The sequence below is a fragment of the Chitinophaga skermanii genome, from assembly GCF_003259335.1.
GTDB lineage: Bacteria > Bacteroidota > Bacteroidia > Chitinophagales > Chitinophagaceae > Chitinophaga > Chitinophaga skermanii.
In genome coordinates this window covers 180,082-199,354 of the sequence record NZ_QLLL01000008.1, presented here as the reverse complement: position 1 = coordinate 199,354, position 19,273 = coordinate 180,082, and the positions used below count along the sequence as shown (strand labels likewise).

At 42.1% G+C, this 19,273-nt stretch carries 23 protein-coding genes and 1 tRNA gene; 11 read left to right on the top strand and 13 right to left on the bottom strand.

Annotated features, from left to right (window positions below):
• Positions 1-13: 13 nt before the first annotated feature.
• A complete protein-coding gene (locus LX64_RS20370; RefSeq protein WP_111599541.1) occupies positions 14-601 on the bottom strand; it encodes a Crp/Fnr family transcriptional regulator in 588 nt (195 codons plus the stop codon).
• Positions 602-1,200: 599 nt separating this feature from the next.
• Between LX64_RS20370 and LX64_RS20365 the strand changes: the two genes are divergently transcribed.
• A complete protein-coding gene (locus tag LX64_RS20365) occupies positions 1,201-1,638 on the top strand; it encodes an SRPBCC family protein (RefSeq protein WP_111599540.1) in 438 nt (145 codons plus the stop codon).
• Here LX64_RS20365 and LX64_RS20360 read toward each other — a convergent pair.
• Positions 1,631-2,008, bottom strand: a complete 378-nt coding sequence (locus LX64_RS20360) for a hypothetical protein (RefSeq protein WP_111599539.1) — start codon at positions 2,006-2,008, stop codon at positions 1,631-1,633. The genes LX64_RS20365 and LX64_RS20360 overlap by 8 nt on opposite strands.
• Positions 2,008-2,202: a hypothetical protein gene (locus LX64_RS20355; RefSeq protein WP_111599538.1), complete on the bottom strand. Its 195-nt coding sequence runs from the start codon at positions 2,200-2,202 to the stop codon at positions 2,008-2,010. The genes LX64_RS20360 and LX64_RS20355 overlap by 1 nt, the downstream gene beginning before the upstream one ends.
• A gap of 73 nt (positions 2,203-2,275) precedes the next feature.
• On the opposite strand from LX64_RS20355, the gene LX64_RS20350 reads away from it, so the two are divergent.
• On the top strand, positions 2,276-2,887 hold the full coding sequence (locus LX64_RS20350) for a TetR/AcrR family transcriptional regulator (RefSeq protein WP_111599537.1): 612 nt from the start codon (positions 2,276-2,278) through the stop codon (positions 2,885-2,887).
• On the opposite strand, the gene LX64_RS20345 is transcribed toward LX64_RS20350, so the two are convergent.
• The 4 genes from LX64_RS20345 to LX64_RS20330 form a co-directional block, all read right to left on the bottom strand.
• Positions 2,871-3,458, bottom strand: coding sequence for a Crp/Fnr family transcriptional regulator (locus LX64_RS20345; protein ID WP_211324858.1), 588 nt, complete (start codon positions 3,456-3,458; stop codon positions 2,871-2,873). The two genes, LX64_RS20350 and LX64_RS20345, sit on opposite strands and share 17 nt — an antisense overlap.
• Before the next feature lie 2 nt (positions 3,459-3,460).
• On the bottom strand, positions 3,461-3,745 hold the full coding sequence (locus tag LX64_RS20340; RefSeq protein WP_211324857.1) for a DUF2798 domain-containing protein: 285 nt from the start codon (positions 3,743-3,745) through the stop codon (positions 3,461-3,463).
• A gap of 28 nt (positions 3,746-3,773) precedes the next feature.
• Positions 3,774-4,610 carry a hypothetical protein gene (locus LX64_RS20335; RefSeq protein WP_148707404.1) on the bottom strand — a complete coding sequence of 279 codons (837 nt, stop codon included), beginning with the start codon at positions 4,608-4,610 and terminating at the stop codon, positions 3,774-3,776.
• Positions 4,611-4,699: 89 nt separating this feature from the next.
• Positions 4,700-5,251, bottom strand: coding sequence for a helix-turn-helix domain-containing protein (locus LX64_RS20330; protein ID WP_111599534.1), 552 nt, complete (start codon positions 5,249-5,251; stop codon positions 4,700-4,702).
• A 107-nt stretch (positions 5,252-5,358) separates the two neighbouring features.
• On the opposite strand from LX64_RS20330, the gene LX64_RS20325 reads away from it, so the two are divergent.
• From LX64_RS20325 to LX64_RS20300, 6 genes are all read left to right on the top strand, one after another.
• A complete protein-coding gene (locus LX64_RS20325) occupies positions 5,359-6,390 on the top strand; it encodes a cupin domain-containing protein (protein WP_111599533.1) in 1,032 nt (343 codons plus the stop codon).
• A 54-nt stretch (positions 6,391-6,444) separates the two neighbouring features.
• Positions 6,445-7,365 (top strand): helix-turn-helix domain-containing protein, encoded by a 921-nt coding sequence (locus LX64_RS20320; protein ID WP_111599532.1) that lies wholly within the window; start codon positions 6,445-6,447, stop codon positions 7,363-7,365.
• 108 nt (positions 7,366-7,473) lie between these two features.
• Positions 7,474-8,214 (top strand): SDR family oxidoreductase, encoded by a 741-nt coding sequence (locus LX64_RS20315; RefSeq protein ID WP_111599531.1) that lies wholly within the window; start codon positions 7,474-7,476, stop codon positions 8,212-8,214.
• A 31-nt stretch (positions 8,215-8,245) separates the two neighbouring features.
• A complete protein-coding gene (locus tag LX64_RS20310; RefSeq protein ID WP_111599530.1) occupies positions 8,246-8,998 on the top strand; it encodes an SDR family oxidoreductase in 753 nt (250 codons plus the stop codon).
• 3 nt (positions 8,999-9,001) lie between these two features.
• Positions 9,002-9,421, top strand: a complete 420-nt coding sequence (locus LX64_RS20305) for a hypothetical protein (protein ID WP_211324856.1) — start codon at positions 9,002-9,004, stop codon at positions 9,419-9,421.
• Positions 9,422-9,490: 69 nt separating this feature from the next.
• Entirely contained in the window at positions 9,491-10,015 is a 525-nt protein-coding gene (locus tag LX64_RS20300) for an RNA polymerase sigma factor (RefSeq protein ID WP_111599529.1), read from the top strand.
• On the opposite strand, the gene LX64_RS20295 is transcribed toward LX64_RS20300, so the two are convergent.
• Both LX64_RS20295 and LX64_RS20290 read right to left on the bottom strand, forming a co-directional pair.
• Positions 10,012-10,344 (bottom strand): carboxymuconolactone decarboxylase family protein, encoded by a 333-nt coding sequence (locus tag LX64_RS20295; protein ID WP_111599528.1) that lies wholly within the window; start codon positions 10,342-10,344, stop codon positions 10,012-10,014. The genes LX64_RS20300 and LX64_RS20295 overlap by 4 nt on opposite strands.
• 50 nt (positions 10,345-10,394) lie before the next feature.
• Complete coding sequence (locus tag LX64_RS20290; RefSeq protein WP_111599527.1) at positions 10,395-10,922, bottom strand: hypothetical protein; 528 nt, start codon at positions 10,920-10,922, stop codon at positions 10,395-10,397.
• A 153-nt stretch (positions 10,923-11,075) separates the two neighbouring features.
• Here LX64_RS20290 and LX64_RS20285 point away from each other — a divergent pair, with 153 nt between their 5' ends.
• Positions 11,076-11,639 carry a GNAT family N-acetyltransferase gene (locus tag LX64_RS20285; protein ID WP_111599526.1) on the top strand — a complete coding sequence of 188 codons (564 nt, stop codon included), beginning with the start codon at positions 11,076-11,078 and terminating at the stop codon, positions 11,637-11,639.
• Positions 11,640-11,701: 62 nt separating this feature from the next.
• On the opposite strand, the gene LX64_RS20280 is transcribed toward LX64_RS20285, so the two are convergent.
• Positions 11,702-11,789 (bottom strand) — tRNA-Ser (locus LX64_RS20280).
• Positions 11,790-11,998: 209 nt separating this feature from the next.
• On the opposite strand from LX64_RS20280, the gene LX64_RS20275 reads away from it, so the two are divergent.
• Entirely contained in the window at positions 11,999-12,244 is a 246-nt protein-coding gene (locus tag LX64_RS20275; protein ID WP_111599525.1) for a DUF6576 domain-containing protein, read from the top strand.
• A 2-nt stretch (positions 12,245-12,246) separates the two neighbouring features.
• Here LX64_RS20275 and LX64_RS20270 read toward each other — a convergent pair whose 3' ends face one another.
• Together LX64_RS20270 and LX64_RS20265 are read right to left on the bottom strand one after the other, a co-directional pair.
• Positions 12,247-16,311, bottom strand: coding sequence for a DEAD/DEAH box helicase (locus LX64_RS20270; protein ID WP_111599524.1), 4,065 nt, complete (start codon positions 16,309-16,311; stop codon positions 12,247-12,249).
• 102 nt (positions 16,312-16,413) lie between these two features.
• Positions 16,414-17,388, bottom strand: coding sequence for a zinc metalloprotease (locus LX64_RS20265; RefSeq protein ID WP_111599523.1), 975 nt, complete (start codon positions 17,386-17,388; stop codon positions 16,414-16,416).
• A 353-nt stretch (positions 17,389-17,741) separates the two neighbouring features.
• Between LX64_RS20265 and LX64_RS20260 the strand changes: the two genes are divergently transcribed.
• Entirely contained in the window at positions 17,742-18,131 is a 390-nt protein-coding gene (locus tag LX64_RS20260) for a hypothetical protein (protein ID WP_111599522.1), read from the top strand.
• Between the two features lie 90 nt (positions 18,132-18,221).
• Here LX64_RS20260 and LX64_RS20255 read toward each other — a convergent pair whose 3' ends face one another.
• Complete coding sequence (locus LX64_RS20255; RefSeq protein ID WP_148707403.1) at positions 18,222-19,187, bottom strand: M43 family zinc metalloprotease; 966 nt, start codon at positions 19,185-19,187, stop codon at positions 18,222-18,224.
• Positions 19,188-19,273 lie beyond the last annotated feature (86 nt).

The window sequence follows — 19,273 nt, the reverse complement described above, 5'->3', positions numbered from 1 at the left end:
CCTGGGTTAAAATCTATTTCTGGGCCATTCTTTTTCTTATCCTACTGAGGGACGGGCCTTGGATGCCTAAATAAGAAGCAATGTGATACAATGGAACCGTGTTAACGATGTTTGGGTGCATGGCGATGAGATCGGTATAGCGTTGTTCCGGCGTTTGGAAGATGAAATCTTCTGCCTTGTTCATGGCTAAATTGAAGGCTTTTTCAGCAATGAGTCGACCGAAACGCTCCCATTGGTGGGATTTTTTATACAATTCTTCTAGGGAGCTGTAGGTAATATAAACGATATGGGCGTCGGTCATACTAGAAGTATGGTAATTACAGGGGGCTTGTAAAACGAAGCTTTTATAGGATACAATTACTTGTTGATCGGAGAAAAAGAAGATGTTTTTTTCTTCGGCTGTTTCGGGGTCTACATAGTACGTTCTAAAAATACCATTGATAATGAAGCCGAGGTGTTTACAAACGTTCTTATATTCATTGAAATACTCCCCTTTCCCATACCTTTTCTCCAGCCATAATGGTTCCGACAAAGCAAAATTCTCTTCATCGATACCTGCGAAAGCTTGGAGCGCTTGTTGTAAAAAGCTGAGATCGGGCATTTTTGCGGGGTTGATTTATCTTATAATGAAATAGGGTGTTGTTTGGTTGAAGAAACAATAAAAAAACAATACTTTTCTGAAAAGTTTATATGTAGTTCTGTATGAGTAACAAATGGAATGAATTTGACAACTGGAGCGTTGATATGAGGTAAGGTTTTGCAAGAATATGCTAAGTAATTTACTTATAGTGCCAACCCTACAATATTATTACCTTGGAATCACATGGAATCACATTGAAATCACATGGAATTACCTTAAAATTACCTTTGAGATCACATGTAAAGCATGCTAAATTACCTTGACATTACCATTAACCGAAAGCCTTTAGAAGGCGCTCCCATTGCCCTGGCAATATAAGCATTGGGGTTACTTACTAGCAAGCCCAATCCATCCTCGAATAGTGCCCAACCGGTGAACGAAATGCGACGCAACTGCGGCTCAATAGGGTATAAATGCTTGGTCCCCAATAAAGCTAAATAATTGGTTTATATAATGTTAATTTGCAAGGGAGTTTCAACAACTTAACAATGCAAGTGTTTAAAAAAGCGTAACTTTATATACGTTCAGATCTGCATTTCCTACCCATAAAATCAAAAGCCATGCAATTCACACATTATGCTTACGATTTTGAAGTTAACCAACCCATCGAAGCAGTTTTCAACAAGATAAACGATGTGGCCGCTTGGTGGTCAACCCAATTGGAAGGCGAAAGCAAGCAGCTTCACGACCATTTTACGGTACGTTTCGGGGAAACCTTTTATACCATCAGGGTGACTACTTTCCACCCGTATGACAAAATTACATGGACAGTGGCTAATTCGCACATGGATGGCTTTGAAGAAGCCGATGAATGGAATGGTACCCGGATTCATTACCGCTTACACCCCACCCCAACAGGTACCCTCGTACATATGGAACACGAAGGCCTCATCCCTGGCGGCGTAGCATGCTTTGATATTTGCGAAAAAGGCTGGAATTTCTATTTAAAAGAAAGCCTAGTGCCCTACCTCTCCGATAAAGCAGGGTTACCTACTTGAGTGTAGAACGCTTATAAACAATGTATTTAGCGTGGACAAAGTAATAGAAGAAGGCACCTACAAAATAGGCTAGCACGTCCCAAATATCGCCCGTATAACGAGGCGATATAAGTGGCATCACCCATTCAAAAGCAATTGCCACGTAAGCGGCTATGAACAAAAGATAGCTTAAAGGGTAAGTATAACGGGAATTCCGAAGAATATATACCTTCGTAAAAGTGAGGGCTAGATGTGCTATGGCCGGTACGGCTATACAATCGGTTAAATGTCCATTCAGCCACGGTAAAGGGTATTTATAATACCTTGCTACATGTACGATACTCCAGAGTGCACCATATCCAATGAAAAATGGATCAAATAGCCGTTTCATTACAAAACGAGCATAATAGAACCTCCCACAATAATTGTAACTAATATTACCATTACAGCGAATAAATAAAAAGCACTATCCTTTAGTACTTTCTTTGTAAATGAATCTGTCGGCTGTACAGGAAAAACTTTGTTACGCCAAGTCTTGTAAAACGACATTTTCTCTTGCTTATCTTCTGTTGACTCGTTTTGCATAATCTCAAATTTAGAACAAATGTACTAATTAATTAGAACAACAGTTCTAATATTTTTATTGTACTTTTACGATATGGATACGAAATCCCAAATACTTAAGCATGCACTTGAATTGTATAATCAACAAGGCGTAAACAGCACCACCAGCAGGCACATTGCTGCTAAAATGGAGATCAGCCCCGGTAACTTACACTACCATTTTAAGCATACAGAAGAAATTATCGAAGTTTTATGGAAGCAGCTCGTTACACAATTCGATTTGTTGATGCTCGAACTCAAGAAGTTTAGGGATATTAACATGGAAGTTTTAATCGGCTTCACCATGCAATCGTTCGAGCTAGTATATAAATACCGGTTTATATTCTTGCATTTCGTTGAAATTGGGTTACGCATTCCTGCTATTAAAAAAGAATATTATGCCCTTACACAACGCCGCGAAATTGAGTTCCTCTATATCTTCTCTCAACTGCAACAAAATAAAGTGATGAAAGCGAATATCCCGAATGATGTATTACAGTCGCTGGTAACGCAGATCTTCATTATTGGGGATTTCTGGTTATCGAATAACGAGTTAACGTTGAAGTTGAAAGGGAATAAAGCGGTTGCACATTATAGCAAGGTATTCTCTGATTTATTCTATCCCTATTTAGTTAAGCCACCCAAGGGTACTACAATTTTGACTTAAGTCGACTGAGTGTTTCTTGGGATATATGTAAGTAAGAAGCTACCAGCTTATTGGGTAAGCGTTGCACCACTGTAGGGTTATCGGCTAACAATTGTTTGTATTTCTCCGTTGCATCTTGTGTTAGAAACGACATTAAGCGCCTTGTATTAATCACATTCGCAAATTCTAAGTAATGCCTGTAAAACTTTTCCCATTGGGGGATCGTGGCTAGTAAGTGATAGAAGTCTTCATGGGAAATATAGAGTAATGTTGTACGTTCAGCTGCTTGTATGTATTCCCCGGCATCTATCCCGGTCATGAAATGCATCATGGCGGTTGCAAATTGGTTTTCGAAGGAGAAATGGCGGGTGGCTTCCTGGCCAACTTCATTGATGAAATATATCCGTAAGCAACCTTTGCCCACGAAGTATAATCGTCGGCCGGTTTGCCCGTTTATATGGAGCATTTCATTCTTTGCGATCGTCATGGGTTTGAAATACGAAAGAATGGTATCTAACGCTGCTTGTGAAACGGAAATCTTTTGTTGAATAAATGCCACTAATTGCTCGTACATCACGAAGACTTTCTGCAAAATTAGGGTTTTACAATCACCTTTTCTGCCAGCTTGCGTGCCCTCGGTACAATTATAAAGGCGGCTAAATAAGCTACCGGCAACATCACTACCCAAGCAGCCATAAACTTCTCAAAGAAGCCTTCTTCAAATCCATGGTTACGGACGATGCCTACGAAGGCCATAATGAGTGTCATTGGCAGTACAATAAACAATGTGTTGATGTACTTAAAATGTTTCTGTTTCAATGCAAAATCGTTTTTATGAGGCGCAAAGATGCGTATGTAGATGCGTAAAAACATTGACATACATCAAAAAAACGATTTTGCGCTTGTATTACTTCCCTTGGATCGCGAAGCGTTTGCCGCGGATATCAAGCAATAATCGTTGTTGTAAGAATAATTTATTCCCTGTTAAGCCTCCAATCCCTATTTTCTTCATCATTGCTACTTGTTGTTCACTCGCTCCTGCTATATGTGCAACGGTTAGGATAGGTAATAATTTTCCACCGAGCAGTATACTATCATTCGTAGGCGCAGTATATACATCGAGGGTTCTGCCCCATGAATTAGCGGTGTATTTGTTGGCTGGTTTTCCATTAAGTGCTAGGGTAGCAAATGTTTCTTCGTCTGTTACAAGTGGAAAAGCACTGGAACCGCTATCGAAGAATAACTGCGTTTGTTGGCCGCGGATTTTAGCTGGTAACATCAAACCCTTGGGAGTTACTGTTAAACTCGACCATTGTAGGTTACTGGCAATACGGGGCTTGAAATTGATCTTGCATGCCGGGTAATCGATCTCAACGATATAATCTTGTATAAAATCGAGGCCTAGGGTACCCGCTATTTTTCCATCATGTTGCAATTGCTTAGCTGGTAAATGCAGTACTAATAACTGGTAATTTCCTAGTTTCCATCTTACCGAATCCCCTTGCTCGTTGTATAAAACTGATTGCATGACCCCTGTATCGAATTGAAGGAATAGTTGCTTACCCGTTTTGCTATCGGTGATAGGAATGAGCATAGCCGCGTGAGGGTCATTCTCCGAAGCAGACCATGTAAATGGAACAGAACGGGGGGTGTTTTTCCATTGGAAATTCTGTTGTGCAGAAACGGGTGTCGCTATTATCACCCCCAATAACCACCCCAAAAGGCATAAAGTAAATCGTTGCATCGTGTATGTTTTCATGCCTCAAATCTACAGGCACACCACGCTCCTTTGTACCGTCATTCGCACGGCATTTACACGACATTTATTGAAAATCAATATTTTACAATCTCCTTTCCTTGCCGATATAACCGTACAGCATGCAGGATATACATGGTAAATGCAGGAATCAAATAGTGGATAGCATGCCGAATACCCCAATAATACACGAGGATAAAATTGAGCATAACCGTAAATAGCATCACGAACGTAACCGTTACCACCCAAAAAATTTGTTGCCGCACAATTTTATTCCCTGCCTCTTTTGTTAAATGATTGGTATTAGAAAATTTTAATACAAGCATAGGCACCACCCAATGAATGAGGGGTAATACTAAGTAAGCGTAACAGGCTAAATGTACTTTCTCCAAAACACGGGCATCTACTTTCTCATCTTGGATGCTAGCGCTTGGCACAGGCGTCACCAACGTTTCAAATGGAATAGAAAGGGCTGCTGCAAGGGTTTTCAGGGTAAATACACGGGGTGTTGTTTCACCGTTTTCGATGCGTTGAATGGTACGAACATTGATGTTCGTTAGCTCGGCCAATTCCTCTTGTGTAAGTCCTTTTTGTTTACGTGCAAGTAAGATTTTCTCCTTCAATTCCATGAGGTAAAAGTAATTTTTTAACCTTTCCCAGCCAACCCGGTTGTACGGTTTTTGTTATATCTCCTAGCGATATGTGATCCCTATTCTTCAACTTAAAAATGTACAATATGAGCGGCGCATTACCCAATTTCAAATACAAATTAGAAGAAAAAGAGCCAAGATTAGGTCCCGGTGGTATTACCCGTGGTGTTTCTGTAAAAGAATTCCCTGTTTCTCAACAAATTGCCGGTGTTAGCATGCGCTTGGCACCCGGCGCTATCCGAGAATTGCACTGGCATGCAAATGCCGCGGAATGGGGCTACGTGGTGAAAGGTCAAATGCGTACTACGATGGTGGAACCCAGCGGCGAAACGTATGTGGATCTCTTCTCTCCCGGCGATGTATGGTATTTTCCCCGTGGGTTTGGACATATGTTGCAATGTGTAGGCAACGAGGAATGCCATTTCATTTTGATTTTCGACAATGGCGATTTTAGCGAGGACCATACTTTTAGCGTAACAGATTTCCTGTCGAGCGTACCACCATATATAGCTGCCCAGAATTTGGGATTAACCTTAGAAGAAGTAAGCAAACTACACCAAGGCGAAGCCTATTTCGCGCAATGCCAGCTACCCGATGTGCATTCTGGCATAGCATTGCCCCGTAGCAACTCGAACCTAACCTCGAAACATCGCTACCCTTTACATGCGCAACAGCCTAAAATAGTTCCGGGTGGAGGCACCCAACGCACCGTTTCCCAAGTAGAATTCCCCATAGCAGCAACCATTACAGGTAGTATCTTCGAAATAGAACCGGGTGGTTTGCGCGAAATGCATTGGCATCCCAATGCCGATGAATGGCAATATTACTTGCAAGGTGCTGCAGAAATGGGTGTATTCTTAGCAGAAGGACAGTTTGTGAAAGACGACTTTGTTACCGGCGACGTGGGGTATGTACCGATGGGAGCTGGGCACTATATTAAAAACACGGGCGATGATGTACTGATTGTGTTACTGGGATTCAACAATAGCATATACGAAGCCATTGACCTTAGCACTTGGCTAAGCGGCAACCCTGCCGATATAATACGCGGTAACTTTGGGATTGATGCCGACTTGGCGAAGAAATTCCCTACCCACAACGAGTTCATCATACCTTAAATTTTACAATCTAAATAAAACACCTACATTTAAATTCAAGCAGCGTTTTATTCCATGCAAAACAGCCATCAATCTGTAAAGTCGCTACATGAATTATACGAGAAATTAGGCATCCCGGTAGATTTAATTGATGCAGCATCCGGCTTTACGATACATTATCTCCAGCAAACGTTCAAGGAGTTTCCTTTTACGTCGGAGCCATTTCGCCCGAATTATTTTAGCTTCCTTTTTATAAAAGAAGCATTCGGCAAATATACGATCGACGACCAAGTGTTCGACATAAAGCCCGGCACCGTGTATTTCACGAACCCGGGCAACTACCGTATTTTCGAATGGCATAGTATAACCGATACTTGTTTGATCACCTTCAATGAAGGGTATTTGAAAGAATATGTACATCAAGATGTTTACCGGGATTTTTCTTACCTGTTAACAGAAACAATATTACCAAGGGTTATGCAACCAGCACAATTCGAGATGATTGAACAACTGTACCAACAAATTCACCGCGAACATCTCGGCGACTCGCCTTACAAACACAAAATTGTTGGCAGCCTAATGGTGGCTTTGCTACTGAAATTAAAAGAATACTTCTTTCAAGACTACAACCCTATTTACGAAGGCAACCGCAGCTCCCAAATCGTTAAAACCTTTAAACAGCATTTGGAACAACACTTCCGCGAACTCATCAGCGGAAAAGTACATACGCCATTACGCGTACAAGATTATGCCGACAAACAACACCTGCATGTAAATTATCTTTCTACAGTTATCAGTAACAAAACAGGCAAATCGATTGGAACTTGGATAGCCGACAAAACCATGGCGGAAGCGAAGGTGATGTTGCAAGATGTAAACCTTGCTATTAAAGAAATTGCCAACCGGTTGGGATTTTTAGAAGCGGCTCACTTTAGTAATTACTTCAAGAAACATGCGCAAATAAGCCCCGCGGAATACCGGAAACAGGCCCTTTAATAGGCAACCTGGGATATTTGCAACTCTTACCAACATCTTTGTACGAAAGCAGGCATGTTCATGTAGCACCTTTGTATTGTTATTACGAACAAACAAAAACAAAGTCTTATGAACACACTCCACAACAAAATTGCTTTAGTAACAGGTGCATCCCGTGGTATTGGTGCCGAAATTGCGAAATCATTAGCTCAAGCAGGTGCTAGCGTAATTGTAAACTATGCAGGTAACCAGCAAGCTGCCGATAACGTAATAGCAGCCATTAAAGCTGCCGGAGGTGATGCAATTGCCTTGCAAGCAGATGTAAGTAACCCCAACAATGTTAGATCGCTTTTCGATAACGCTATTGCGCATTATGGCCGTATCGATATCCTAGTAAATAACGCCGGGGTAATTCTATACAAACTCATCAAAGACACAACGGATGAAGATTTATCCAACATCATCGACATCAACATCAAAGGCGTATTCTACACCTTGCGCGAAGCTGCTACCCGCTTAGCAGATAATGGTAGTATTATCAACTTCTCTACATCTGTAAACAGGATGATATCACCTACTTACGGCGCTTATGTAGCTACTAAATCGGCCGTTGAACAGCTTACACGCGTGTTTGCGAAAGAGGTGGGCGCCCGCGGCATTCGTGTGAATTCAGTTTCTCCCGGTCCTACTAACACCGAGCTATTCTTAGAAGGTAAAACGCCTGAAATCGTTAACCGCATAGCCGCTTTATCCGCTTTCAACCGCATTGGTGAACCATCAGATATTGCAAAGTTGGTAGTATTCCTTGCGAGTGATGATGCAAATTGGATCTCAGCTCAAAATATTGGTGCTAACGGCGGTATGGCTTAATTATTCTTTTCATTATTCAAACGCAAACATCATGAACTCATTACACCATAAAACAGCCGTTATTACCGGCTCAGCTAGAGGCTTGGGTAAAGCCATCGCAGAACGTTACGCAGCATTAGGTGCTAACATTGTATTAAACTATTCGAGAGACAAAGCTTCTGCTGAAGAAGTAGAGAATAATATCCGTGCAATGGGTGCACAGGTAATTGCTGTACAAGCGGATGTAAGCAAGGTAGCAGATATTCAATACCTTTTTGCAGAAGCTAAAAAAGCATTTGGAAAAGTTGATATTGTAGTAGCTAACGCTGGCATTGAAATGGTAGAAACACCTGTTACCGCTTTCACCGAAGAACAATTCGACCGCCTATTTTCAATTAATACCAAAGGCGCCTACTTCACCATGCAACAAGCTGCTTTAAACGTGGAAGATAATGGTAGAATTATTTACATCGCGTCGAGCACAACAGCATTCCCGGTTGCCGGTATGGCCGTGTATGGCGGTAGCAAAACTACACCCCGCTATTTAGTAGATGTATTAGCGAAAGAAATTGGGCACCGGGGCGTAACAGTGAATTCAATTATTCCCTTTGCTGTTGACCATAGCGGGATTTTTGCAGAAGCGAATAGCTACCCCGAGTTGCGTACATCACTTATCGACAGTTGCCCTATGAAACGCCTAGCTGAAGTAGAAGATGTAGCAAATATTGCCGAGTTCTTTGCTAGCGACTTATCCTCTTTCGTAAACGGCCAGCACTTGCTTGTAAATGGTGGCGCCAATCAATAAACCATGAGATTACTCGGACTTTCATTGCTCCTCCTGCTAGCAAGTGTATTCAGCGCTTGTGGGCAGGTAGGAAATCATCAACACCCTGAACGCAAACAAATGACATATGACAACATCACACATCCCGTAGCGAAAGCCGCGATCATCGCTTGGCAAAAAGGGGATGCAAAAACTTGGCGCTCATACTTTGCCGATACAGCCAAACTATTAGACGATGGTCATCCCCGCGACTTAATCGAATTCTCTACCGAAGCCATTCGTAACGAAAGGTTTACTACCATCGATAAAGTAGAAGACAATGGTCTTTCAATTTATGGCCGGTTTCATAGCGATACTTGGGGTGATTTTATAGCGTATTTTAGCTTTACATTGAACGAAGAAGGGAAAATTAAGTTACTACGCATTGGGCAGGCACGGTATTAAAAAAATACTTTGACAAATGGGGTGATAATACGTTGAAATTGGTATAAATACTTTTAAATTCGGCCTATTATGACCCTCCATCCAGACAATATTTGGATTGATCGTGTTAAAAACGATGAACGTGCTTCGCTAGCACAATTGTATAGCGAATACTACCCTTGCATTGCCCAGCACATATTGCGTAACAATGGCAATGTTGCAGATGCGGAAGACATTTTCCAAGAAACGCTCATCATCTTCCTACAAAAAATACGGCAACCCAATTTCGCCCTCACAGCATCGTTACAAACGTTCCTCTTTGCCATTGCTAGAAACCTCTGGTTGAAACAACTGCGAGATAACAAAACCACACAATTCGACCCTGCTAATGTAAATGTTGACATACCTTATGAAGCGAATGAAGAACAAACTTTCAACGTACTACGCTGGATGAAACAGATCACAGTGAAATGTCAACAAATACTACAAGCCTTGTTTTTTATGAATACTCCCATGGAGCAGCTTATGCAAAAAATGGGCTGGAAGAACAAGCATACAGCGGCGAATCAAAAGTATAAATGTTTGCAACAAATGCAGAAACAACGGCAGGCCTAGCCCCCGTTGTTTTCGCTTTTAAACAACTTCATAGCAAGCAAACCGTATCCTAATGCGGCCCCGGATCGAAGGGCAGCAGCGATCATGATTGTTTCAGCAATTTCTTCTTGGGTAATGCCTTGTTCCTTGGCTTTGGTGATATGCTTTTCAATGCAATAAGGACATTGCGTAGTAAGTGCGACAGCAATAGCAATTAGTTCTTTGTATTTGGAAGGAACCTGTGAAGGTATATCCGCAACGCTATGATCGAATGATAGCCAAGCTTTACTGGAAATAGGTGCGCCGTTGATAATATCGATGGCGAATTGTTTGTCGGAAGAATGTGTCATGGTATGTGTTTATTATTGATACCAAGCTCTTCGTATTATCACCCAATTGACTAGAATAATTTTCCGAGTGCGCGTTTTAGCTTCTGCTCAACATTGGCAAAAACATTTGGATCATCGTCATGCACTGCCTTCATCGTAGTATCGAGCGGGTACATTTCGATTTCTACAGGTGAAAAGGTGCGTACAACCAGTGTAGCCGCATTGCCTTGTAAACGTTTTTCCCATTTAAAACCGTAGGTATCTACTAAATACTGGCCGAAATTATACGCAAGTATTAACAAATGTTGATCGGCATCAATACCCAAGAATGTTTTATGGGCATTACGTTTCCATACCTCCACGTATTCGTCGAGATTGGCAGGATGATTGGCAGGTGATTTTTCAAACTTCAACAATTGTGGTAATCCATTTTGTAGGAAGTCGATGCACATGTTAATGGCCAAGAATTCGTGTTCCGGGAGGTGGCTGTATTTATATGTAGGAAGATCAGTTTTTTTAAAAACGTGGACGCCCTCATCGATGCTCAGCGAAGCTGGGTTTTGATGCTTTCTTCTGAACAATTTTTTGAAGAAATTCATGGAAATTGAGTTGTAACGTGGTACATGAATGTAGGCATATTTTGGTTCCTGTGCAATAAAAATTATCTTGTTACAACAGCGTAAAACGTATTCGTACAAACATCTTAGATTGCATTCCTTGTTACTAATTGACATTCAATCCCCATTAACTACATGAAAAAAGCCCAATACGCCGATAAACCACTTGTGATCGATATACTCACCCAATCGTTCCAACACAACCTCAGCGTCAATTATATCATTAAAAAAGACGGTCACCCAAAGCGAATCGAAGCGCTTATGGATTACTCCTGCGAAATGTGCTATCGCTTTGGCGACATATTCTTATCCAACGACAAGAAAGCCTGTGCCCTACTCCTTTACCCCGATAAGAAAAAGATTGTTTTACACCTCGATCTCCAGCTGATCCTTCGTTGTGTAGGCATTGGCAATATCCTTAAAACACTCCGGCGCGAAAAGATCATTCACCAGGCCCATCCTACCTCACCATTTGCTTATTTATGGTTTGTAGGGGTATTACCTTCAGAACAGGGCAAAGGCCATGGTAGCGAGTTATTACAAGGCATTTTAGATTACTGTGATGCGCAACAACGCCCTATTTACTTGGAAACATCTACTGAACGAAATTTACCTTGGTACGAGCGCTTTGGATTTGAGGAGTATAGGAGGGAAAATTTGAGTTATTGGGTGCATTTCTTTAGGAGAAATGTACGCTAACTTGCTCATTGAAAGCGACACATATATGCATAAAAAAAGGACTCTTTTCAAAGTCCCTGTGGTGGCGGAGAAAGAGGGATTCGAACCCCCGGACCTGTTACAGTCAACAGTTTTCAAGACTGCCGCAATCGACCGCTCTGCCATTTCTCCGCGGCGAAAGTAGAATTAGATTTGATAATAAAAAAATAATTTTCAGATTTTGCGCAAAAAAACATTTCACAATCAGGCAAAACACAATACAGCAAAGACTTACAGCGAATAAAAAAATTTTCAGCCAGAAAGGCCCTCCACCAACTTTAACGCAATTTTACAGGCAGCATATTCGGAATATTGCATATTTTGGTAGTGATTTTTATCCTATGCTTTTATTCTTTCTATTACTGGTGCTGGGAATTATTGTTTACGTGATGGTTTGGGGCAACTCCGCCGCCAAAAGAAAACGTGAAGCCGGCAGGGAGGTCACAAAAGGTACGATCGACCATCGCTACAATGCTCGTAAATCGTTGGAACAACAAGAAGTTGACCGAATCCTCGATAAAATCCACCGCAGCGGCCTTAACAGCCTTACGCCCGAAGAACGGTCCACGCTAGAACGCTACCATTAAGTTTACAAACTAATTAAATCCAATAACTCGTCGGAAGATAATTTCGCCGCCTGGTCGCTACCGGCTAACAGGTGGTCGGCAATGTCGCGTTTATTCACGTGTAATTGCATAATCTTTTCTTCGATGGTATCTTTGGCTACCAACCTGTATACAGTTACAGGACGTGTTTGCCCAATGCGGTAAGCACGGTCCGAGGCTTGCTCTTCAATGGCGGGGTTCCACCATGGGTCGAGGTGAATAACAAAATCTGCGGCGGTTAAATTCAGGCCTTGTCCGCCTGCTTTTAAGCTAATTAAGAACAAGGGGGCTTCTCCTCCTTGGAATCGTTGTACTAGTTCGCCTCGTTCAGCTATTGGCGTGCTACCGTCGAGATAGAGATACGGGATACCTAGGCTATCGAGGGCTTTCTTCACCAATGCAAGATGTTTTACAAACTGGCTAAATATTAAGGCACGGTGGCGGTTAGGGATTAATTCTTCTACGATCTCTAATAAGATACGCATTTTGGTAGAATCAATATCTACTTGTTCATCGAGCAGCTTGGGATTACAAGCCGCCATGCGTAAACGGTTAATTTCGGCCAATGTTTGCAAGTGTAAGCGGTTCTTTTGTTGGGCCGACAATTTGATTTGCTCTACTGCCCTGCGACGAATACCTTCATAAAACGCCCTCTCTTCGCGCGACAACATCACTACTTTCTCGATCTCGGTTTTACCCGGTAATTCTTCCATAACTGCCACCTTCGTTCTGCGTAGCATGTAAGGTGAAATTAGCTTCCTTAAATGATCCTTCACGGCGCCCATTGGGAACTTAGACATAGGCATGGCGAAGTTCTCGTGGAAGTGCTTTAATGTTCCCAATAAACCGGGATTAATGAAGTTAAACAGGTTCCATATTTCGCCAACATGGTTTTGAATAGGTGTACCTGTAAGTATCAGTTTGAAATCGGCCTGGAGGTTCATGGCCGCCTTGGAGGTTTTGGTTTGATAGTTTTTGATGGTATGCGCTTCATCTAGTACTGCATTGCTCCATTGGATTTGCGCAAATTGTTCATCGTTGGTTTGCATGAGGTTGTAAGTAGTTACCACTACATCGAACGGCGAAAAAGCCGTATACGGTTCGCTACTATTGAATTGTATCACATTCAGCGTGGGTGCAAAGCGCTGTAACTCTTGTAACCAATTTGGCAACACTGAAGCAGGACAAACCACTAAGCTAGCACCCAATTTTGCACGGTGTAACAACAAAGCGATCGTTTGCACAGTTTTACCTAGTCCCATATCATCTGCCAAGCAGGCACCGGCGCCCAATTCCGACAAGCGTACCATCCAACGAAAACCTTCTTCTTGGTAAGGCCGTAACGTGGTTTCCAAGGTATTGGGTACTTCAATAGGTAAGGCTGCCAATTGCTCCCGCTGCTGCATGATCGAGTACCAAGCAGGATCTACTTTCACATCACCGGCACCATCAATCATATCAGCTACCATGTGCGCGGCAAGCTGCGGTAAACGCACCCCGTTCTTATCCTTATACACAATACTCCCCAACTCAAGTAAGCGTTTACGAAATTCGTTCGTAAGAACAATGTATTCACCTGTACTTAATAGTACGAATTTATCTTTACGCACCTTTACGAGGTCGAGCATTTCTTGCAATGACAGCATGAGTTGTTCATCAATCTTCACATCACCCTTACACTCAAACCAATGATCAACCACCTTCAACGACAAGCGCATACTTGTAAAGCCCACTTGGCTGCGCAACTTAAACCTTTCACCATCGGGCCATTCTGCTACAACTAATTGCGGATGCAGGTGAATTATTTCCAACAAGTGTAAACAGTCTGCCGGGTCTTCAAACACAATGTTATCGTCGTCAATCTCTTGCTGAATATTAGATTGCAACAGTTCTAATAATTGCTGGTAATTACTTGTTTCTTTTTCCAAATCCCGCGCTGCCTGGCACCGAACATTATTGATAATACTCATAACGTTGGTAGCTCCTAAGCCCGGCTTACAATACGGCGGGTACTTCCCAAATGGCTTCACGTACAAAGTAGCACGCAATACATCGCCTACAGGCACAAGCTGTATCCAAACCCGGCTATCACTTTCACGTTGTTCAAATACTTGCGACGAATTCTCAACATCGGAATGAACGGTTATTTCGCTACTTACCTGTTGTAAAACCACTTGCAATTTCTCCTTTCCTTCGAAGGGAACGAGTGGAATTTGCAAGATCGTTTGCAGGTACATCTTCTGTTGAGAAGAGATTCGAATTAAGCGGAACCGCGTCGGTGTTTCTGGCACCAAGGTAATAGGCTTCGTATAATCGTGCACGTTGGCCGTAAATGTAAAACCCGCCGGTGTTTTATTCACAATCAATTCCACTCCACCTTTTACAATTTCTAACCCTATCTGCGGCGATTCCATAAAGTATAAATGCGGGTGCCCAACGAGTGCTTCCCATACCGTATCTTCAAACTCGTACCCCTCTCGCTGGAAATCGGAAAAATGCGATTCACGCATCACGGCTTGCCCTATGCGTTTATCTTGTTCCGTCATGCCTTCCACTTTTCCTTCTTTCAGCTTGCGTAGCGGAATGGTTTTCCCACTAGTCCACATGCCTTCACCGAGGGCCGATTGTTGCACGGCTATTACTTTATACGTTTCTGTGTCGATCAGATAAGCAACACGGTTGATAACTACAGGTGCTTTTTGTTGCTTTTGTTCGCTGGCAGGTAACAACAATGTATTCAACAAACGCTCCCATTCCGGGGCATGAGCCATGCGCGCTAAGGCCGGCAAATAAGGTAAGGTACTTTTTAATTGCTCGTAGCGCTTTGTATCGCCAAACACATGACTTTCACGTGCAGCATACAAGGCCTCGAATAGCAGTAGTATATATTCATGCTGGAAACATTCTTTCAACAGCACTTTGAAATACGATTCGAATAATTTTAAGACTTTACTTTTAGGATGAAATGTTTGCAAACAACAAAACGCTAATACACTCAACAAATGCGCCTGTTCAAGGTTAGCATTATTTTCTACCAGTATCAACAATAAATTCTCTGCGCGCTCTTTCTTTCCAAAGTGATAATAGATAAACGCCACGGCCGGAACAAAAACAGGCGCCACTTTCTTTTCAAAGGGTGATAACAATTTCTGTAATACCGGTTGCACTTTATCTACAGGTAACAGTGTTAATGCATATACATAATAGAAAGCAAACAAGGGATGGTTCGGTAATAACGATTTTTTATCCGCCTTACGTTGCAACTTCATCCCTTGCTCGAAGGCTTGTTGGGATGCTTCTGCTCCTTCGCTATATAGCTTCACCACGCCTTGCAAGAAATGTACGAATGCTTGGGGTTCGCTGGTCGATAATTGATGTTCGAGTGGAGAAAAGTTGCCTTTCAACAACCATATCAACATAGGTGCATTGACTTGCGCACTTACCAATTGTTCACTTTTCTTCAAAAAGGCACTTATCTCCTTCAAGGGTTGCAATGCCAATAAGTTCTCCATCACGCCCACTTCTACAATCGCCTCCATGCTGCTTTCCGTAAACCTTTCCAGTAAATGGTAATAGCGCTTATCGTACAGCAAGTAAAATAAGTATGGGGCATATTGTGCCAACTCGCTTTCTACCCTACGAACGGGTGGCGATAATAATTGTTGATCACCAATAAAGTAAGCTATCAGTAATTGTTGAATCGTTTGTAGTATAGCGCCGGAGCTGTAAAAGCTTGGGGTGCGTTGCCCGGGCCTTTGTATGATCTTTTGATAGGTTTCGTGCTGAATGTTTTGTGGAAATAACAAAAAGCTAAGTGCCGGCTGCAACATAAAGTTCCCTGATACAGTGAAGGTACCCAACTTCGCACTTTCCAAATGATCCAACAAGGCATTTACCTCCAACTGTTCGATGGATTGTATTTGCATCATGGCATCGCGCAAGGTAAATACATCGATAGGATACAGGTATACCGATAATATATCAATGGCTTGCTGTGCGAGCGGTGATTGGGCTTTATATTGCGACAAATAATACGTTTCTTTCCACATAAACCTAAGAAGCTATTATTGTAAAAATAACGCGTCCCAGGTTGTATTGCAAAAGAACTTTCACACAATCGAAAAAACTCTCTCCCGGCTTTTACACCGCGACTAGAGAGCGAACAATGTACGACCTCCACCAGTTAAGAATGTAGCTAACATTCTTGTTCTTTGGTCTGGTGTGAACATATACAAACAAGCATCGTCGCTATAGTCCATATAGTTCATTGTCATTTCAATTGGTGTACCGGCACAAGTGCTCAAATGCGGATGTGTTGGACAACCGAAGTTAGCAGCATTGTGTGTTGGCGTATCACCACAGAAGTCGTTACCACAAGTAGCATCGCCCCAGATGTGACGTAAGTTTAACCAGTGACCAACTTCGTGTGTAGCTGTTCTACCTTTCCCAAAAGGAGCCGCAGCTGTACCAACACGACCGAAGCAGTTTTGTGCAATTACAACGCCATCGGTAGCAGAAGCGCCGCCAGGGAATTGTGCATAGCCGATAACGCCGCCGGTCATAGCACCTACTACCCAAATATTCAATACTGAATCGGGTGTAGTTGCGTTAATACCACCTGTAGTAGTGCTTTTCATTTGGTTATTCGTACCCCAGCTAGTTTTAGTAGTAGATTTACGAACAACTGCTTTCAACGAGAAAGAAATACCCACGTTTGCTTTCAAAGAAGTGAAAGGAGAAGGTGGAATTTCTGGGTTAGTGGCATTGAAATCTTCGTTTAAAACATCGATTTGAGATTGAATTTGAGCTAAAGAAATATTTTCTGTAGCCGTTCTATACAATACGTTTACAACTACAGGAATTTCGATAGAACCATTTGGCAATAAGCGAAGCATTGCTGGGTTAGCAGATACTTTGCGCGTGAGTGATTCAATCGCGCTCATGCGTGAAGCCATGTTAGGATCGTTACGCAATTGGTCGTTCAAAACGGTCATAGAACCACAATTACGCTGTGTTATAGCAACGGGTTCGATACCGTCTACACGTGGTTCAGGTTTAGCGCTCTTATCGCAGGAAGCAAACAATAGTGTTCCACCGAGGACTAGAATGATTGATAAATATTTCATTTTCGTACAGATTTTGGGTTACTCATACAATTACCTAAATAGTTTAACCAGGAGAGAGCAGGTATGAAATGAGTGTTGGGTTTACGGGAGTAAATTTAAATGAAATAATGAGATGTTGATTTTTTGGCTGCGTTTCGAATGCAGTTCTGCATATTCCTTTAAGATGCTTACTTGTGCTACATTTGAGAGTTGTACATATATGTTATTTTAAGAAATAGTTGTGGCTTTTTGTGGATGAATTGGATGTAATGAACAGGTAAAACAACTTATTCACATCACTTTTCTTGGTGAAAAGTATTCGTTAAATTGAGTGTGATAAGATTAAATATTGTCCATTTAAACCCGATTCGCAGATGAAAAAGAACGTTCTCTTTTTATGCGCAGCATTAGTGGCTATCTTTATGAGTGTTCAACCCGCCACTGCCTCAACAACAAAACCTTTACCGGTATCAAAACAAGCCAACTTCTTCGCGTACTTAACGGGCCCTACCACGGTAAGTAAATCTGGTGGCAACTATTCATTTACAGCTTATGGTTTACCAACAAACCCATTGTCGTCTGTATGGATATTTGGTGATCCTTTAAGAAACGAGCAGTTCATGGCATTCCCCGATGCAAGTGGTACGGAAACATTAACCGTAGATGGTTCGGTGTTTGGTACTTTACTAGGTTCACAGTACGTATGGATTGTAGATGAAAATGGTAATACCATTGCATCTTTGTACGTATACGTTACACCTTAATTATTTCCTGCAAAACATTTTTATTCATCCCGCCCGGCTTATATGCTTGGCGGGATTTTTTAGTTCCCTGGTTTCCCGGTTATTGCAGCGTTAAAAACCATATGCTTCTCTAAAGCCACCAGGGCCAAAAGTGGCACGCATACGACTAACTTGGTTAGGTGTAAACATGTACATGGCTACATCGTCTACGAGATCCATAAAGTTTTGTGTCATCTCAATAGGCGTACCTGTACAGGTGCTATAATGCGGGTAGATAGGCACCCCGTAATTGGCGGTATTATGCAAGGGTGTATCGCCACAAAAATCATTACCACAAGGTGCATCACCCCAAATATGTTTTAAGTTCAACCAATGCCCCATTTCGTGGATTAATGTGCGACCTTTATTGAAAGGCGCCACTACAGAACCAATTGTGCCGAATGCTTCGTCGATTATTACAATACCTTCGGTGGCTACCGGGCCACCAGGCAATTGAGTATAAGCTAATAACCCGCCGCTTAAATTATTCACCACCCAAATATTCAAAACAGAATCGGGTCGAGTAGGCGCAATACCCGAGGCAGCAGTTTTCATTAAGTTGGCAGTCGTCCATGAACTGGTAGTCACTAATCTGCGCTTAATAGGCAACAGGATGCATTTAATGAGCGCCTTAGCTTTTAAAGGGTTGTAAATGGTTAAATCATCGGGAATAAACTCTGGATTGGTACCATTATAATCGGCATTCAAGCTGCCGATTTGCGATATTACTTGTGCATCTGTGATATTGGAAGGGCCATTGTTGTAGCATATGTTTACTTGCACATACATGAAGATAGTATCTGTAGGCAGGTAAATTTTAGCACTAGCTTGTTGAGGCTGAAAATTTTCAATGGCAGTATAGCGTTTCAGCCAAACCGGGTCTTTTTTAATTTGTTGTAACAACGCTTCTTGTATGCATGTACGCGCTTTACTTGTAGGCGCAATAGAGGCTTCAACAGTGGAAGGTTGCTCTTGTTTTGTACAACTACTTAGTACAAACAGTATAAATAGGCTAACGACAGAAATACTCGTTTTCATGATAATGATTTTGGATGATGAAGAGGTGAATTGGGCTAACCGGGAATAAAACAGGAAACAATTATATGGAAGATACGCGCCACCGG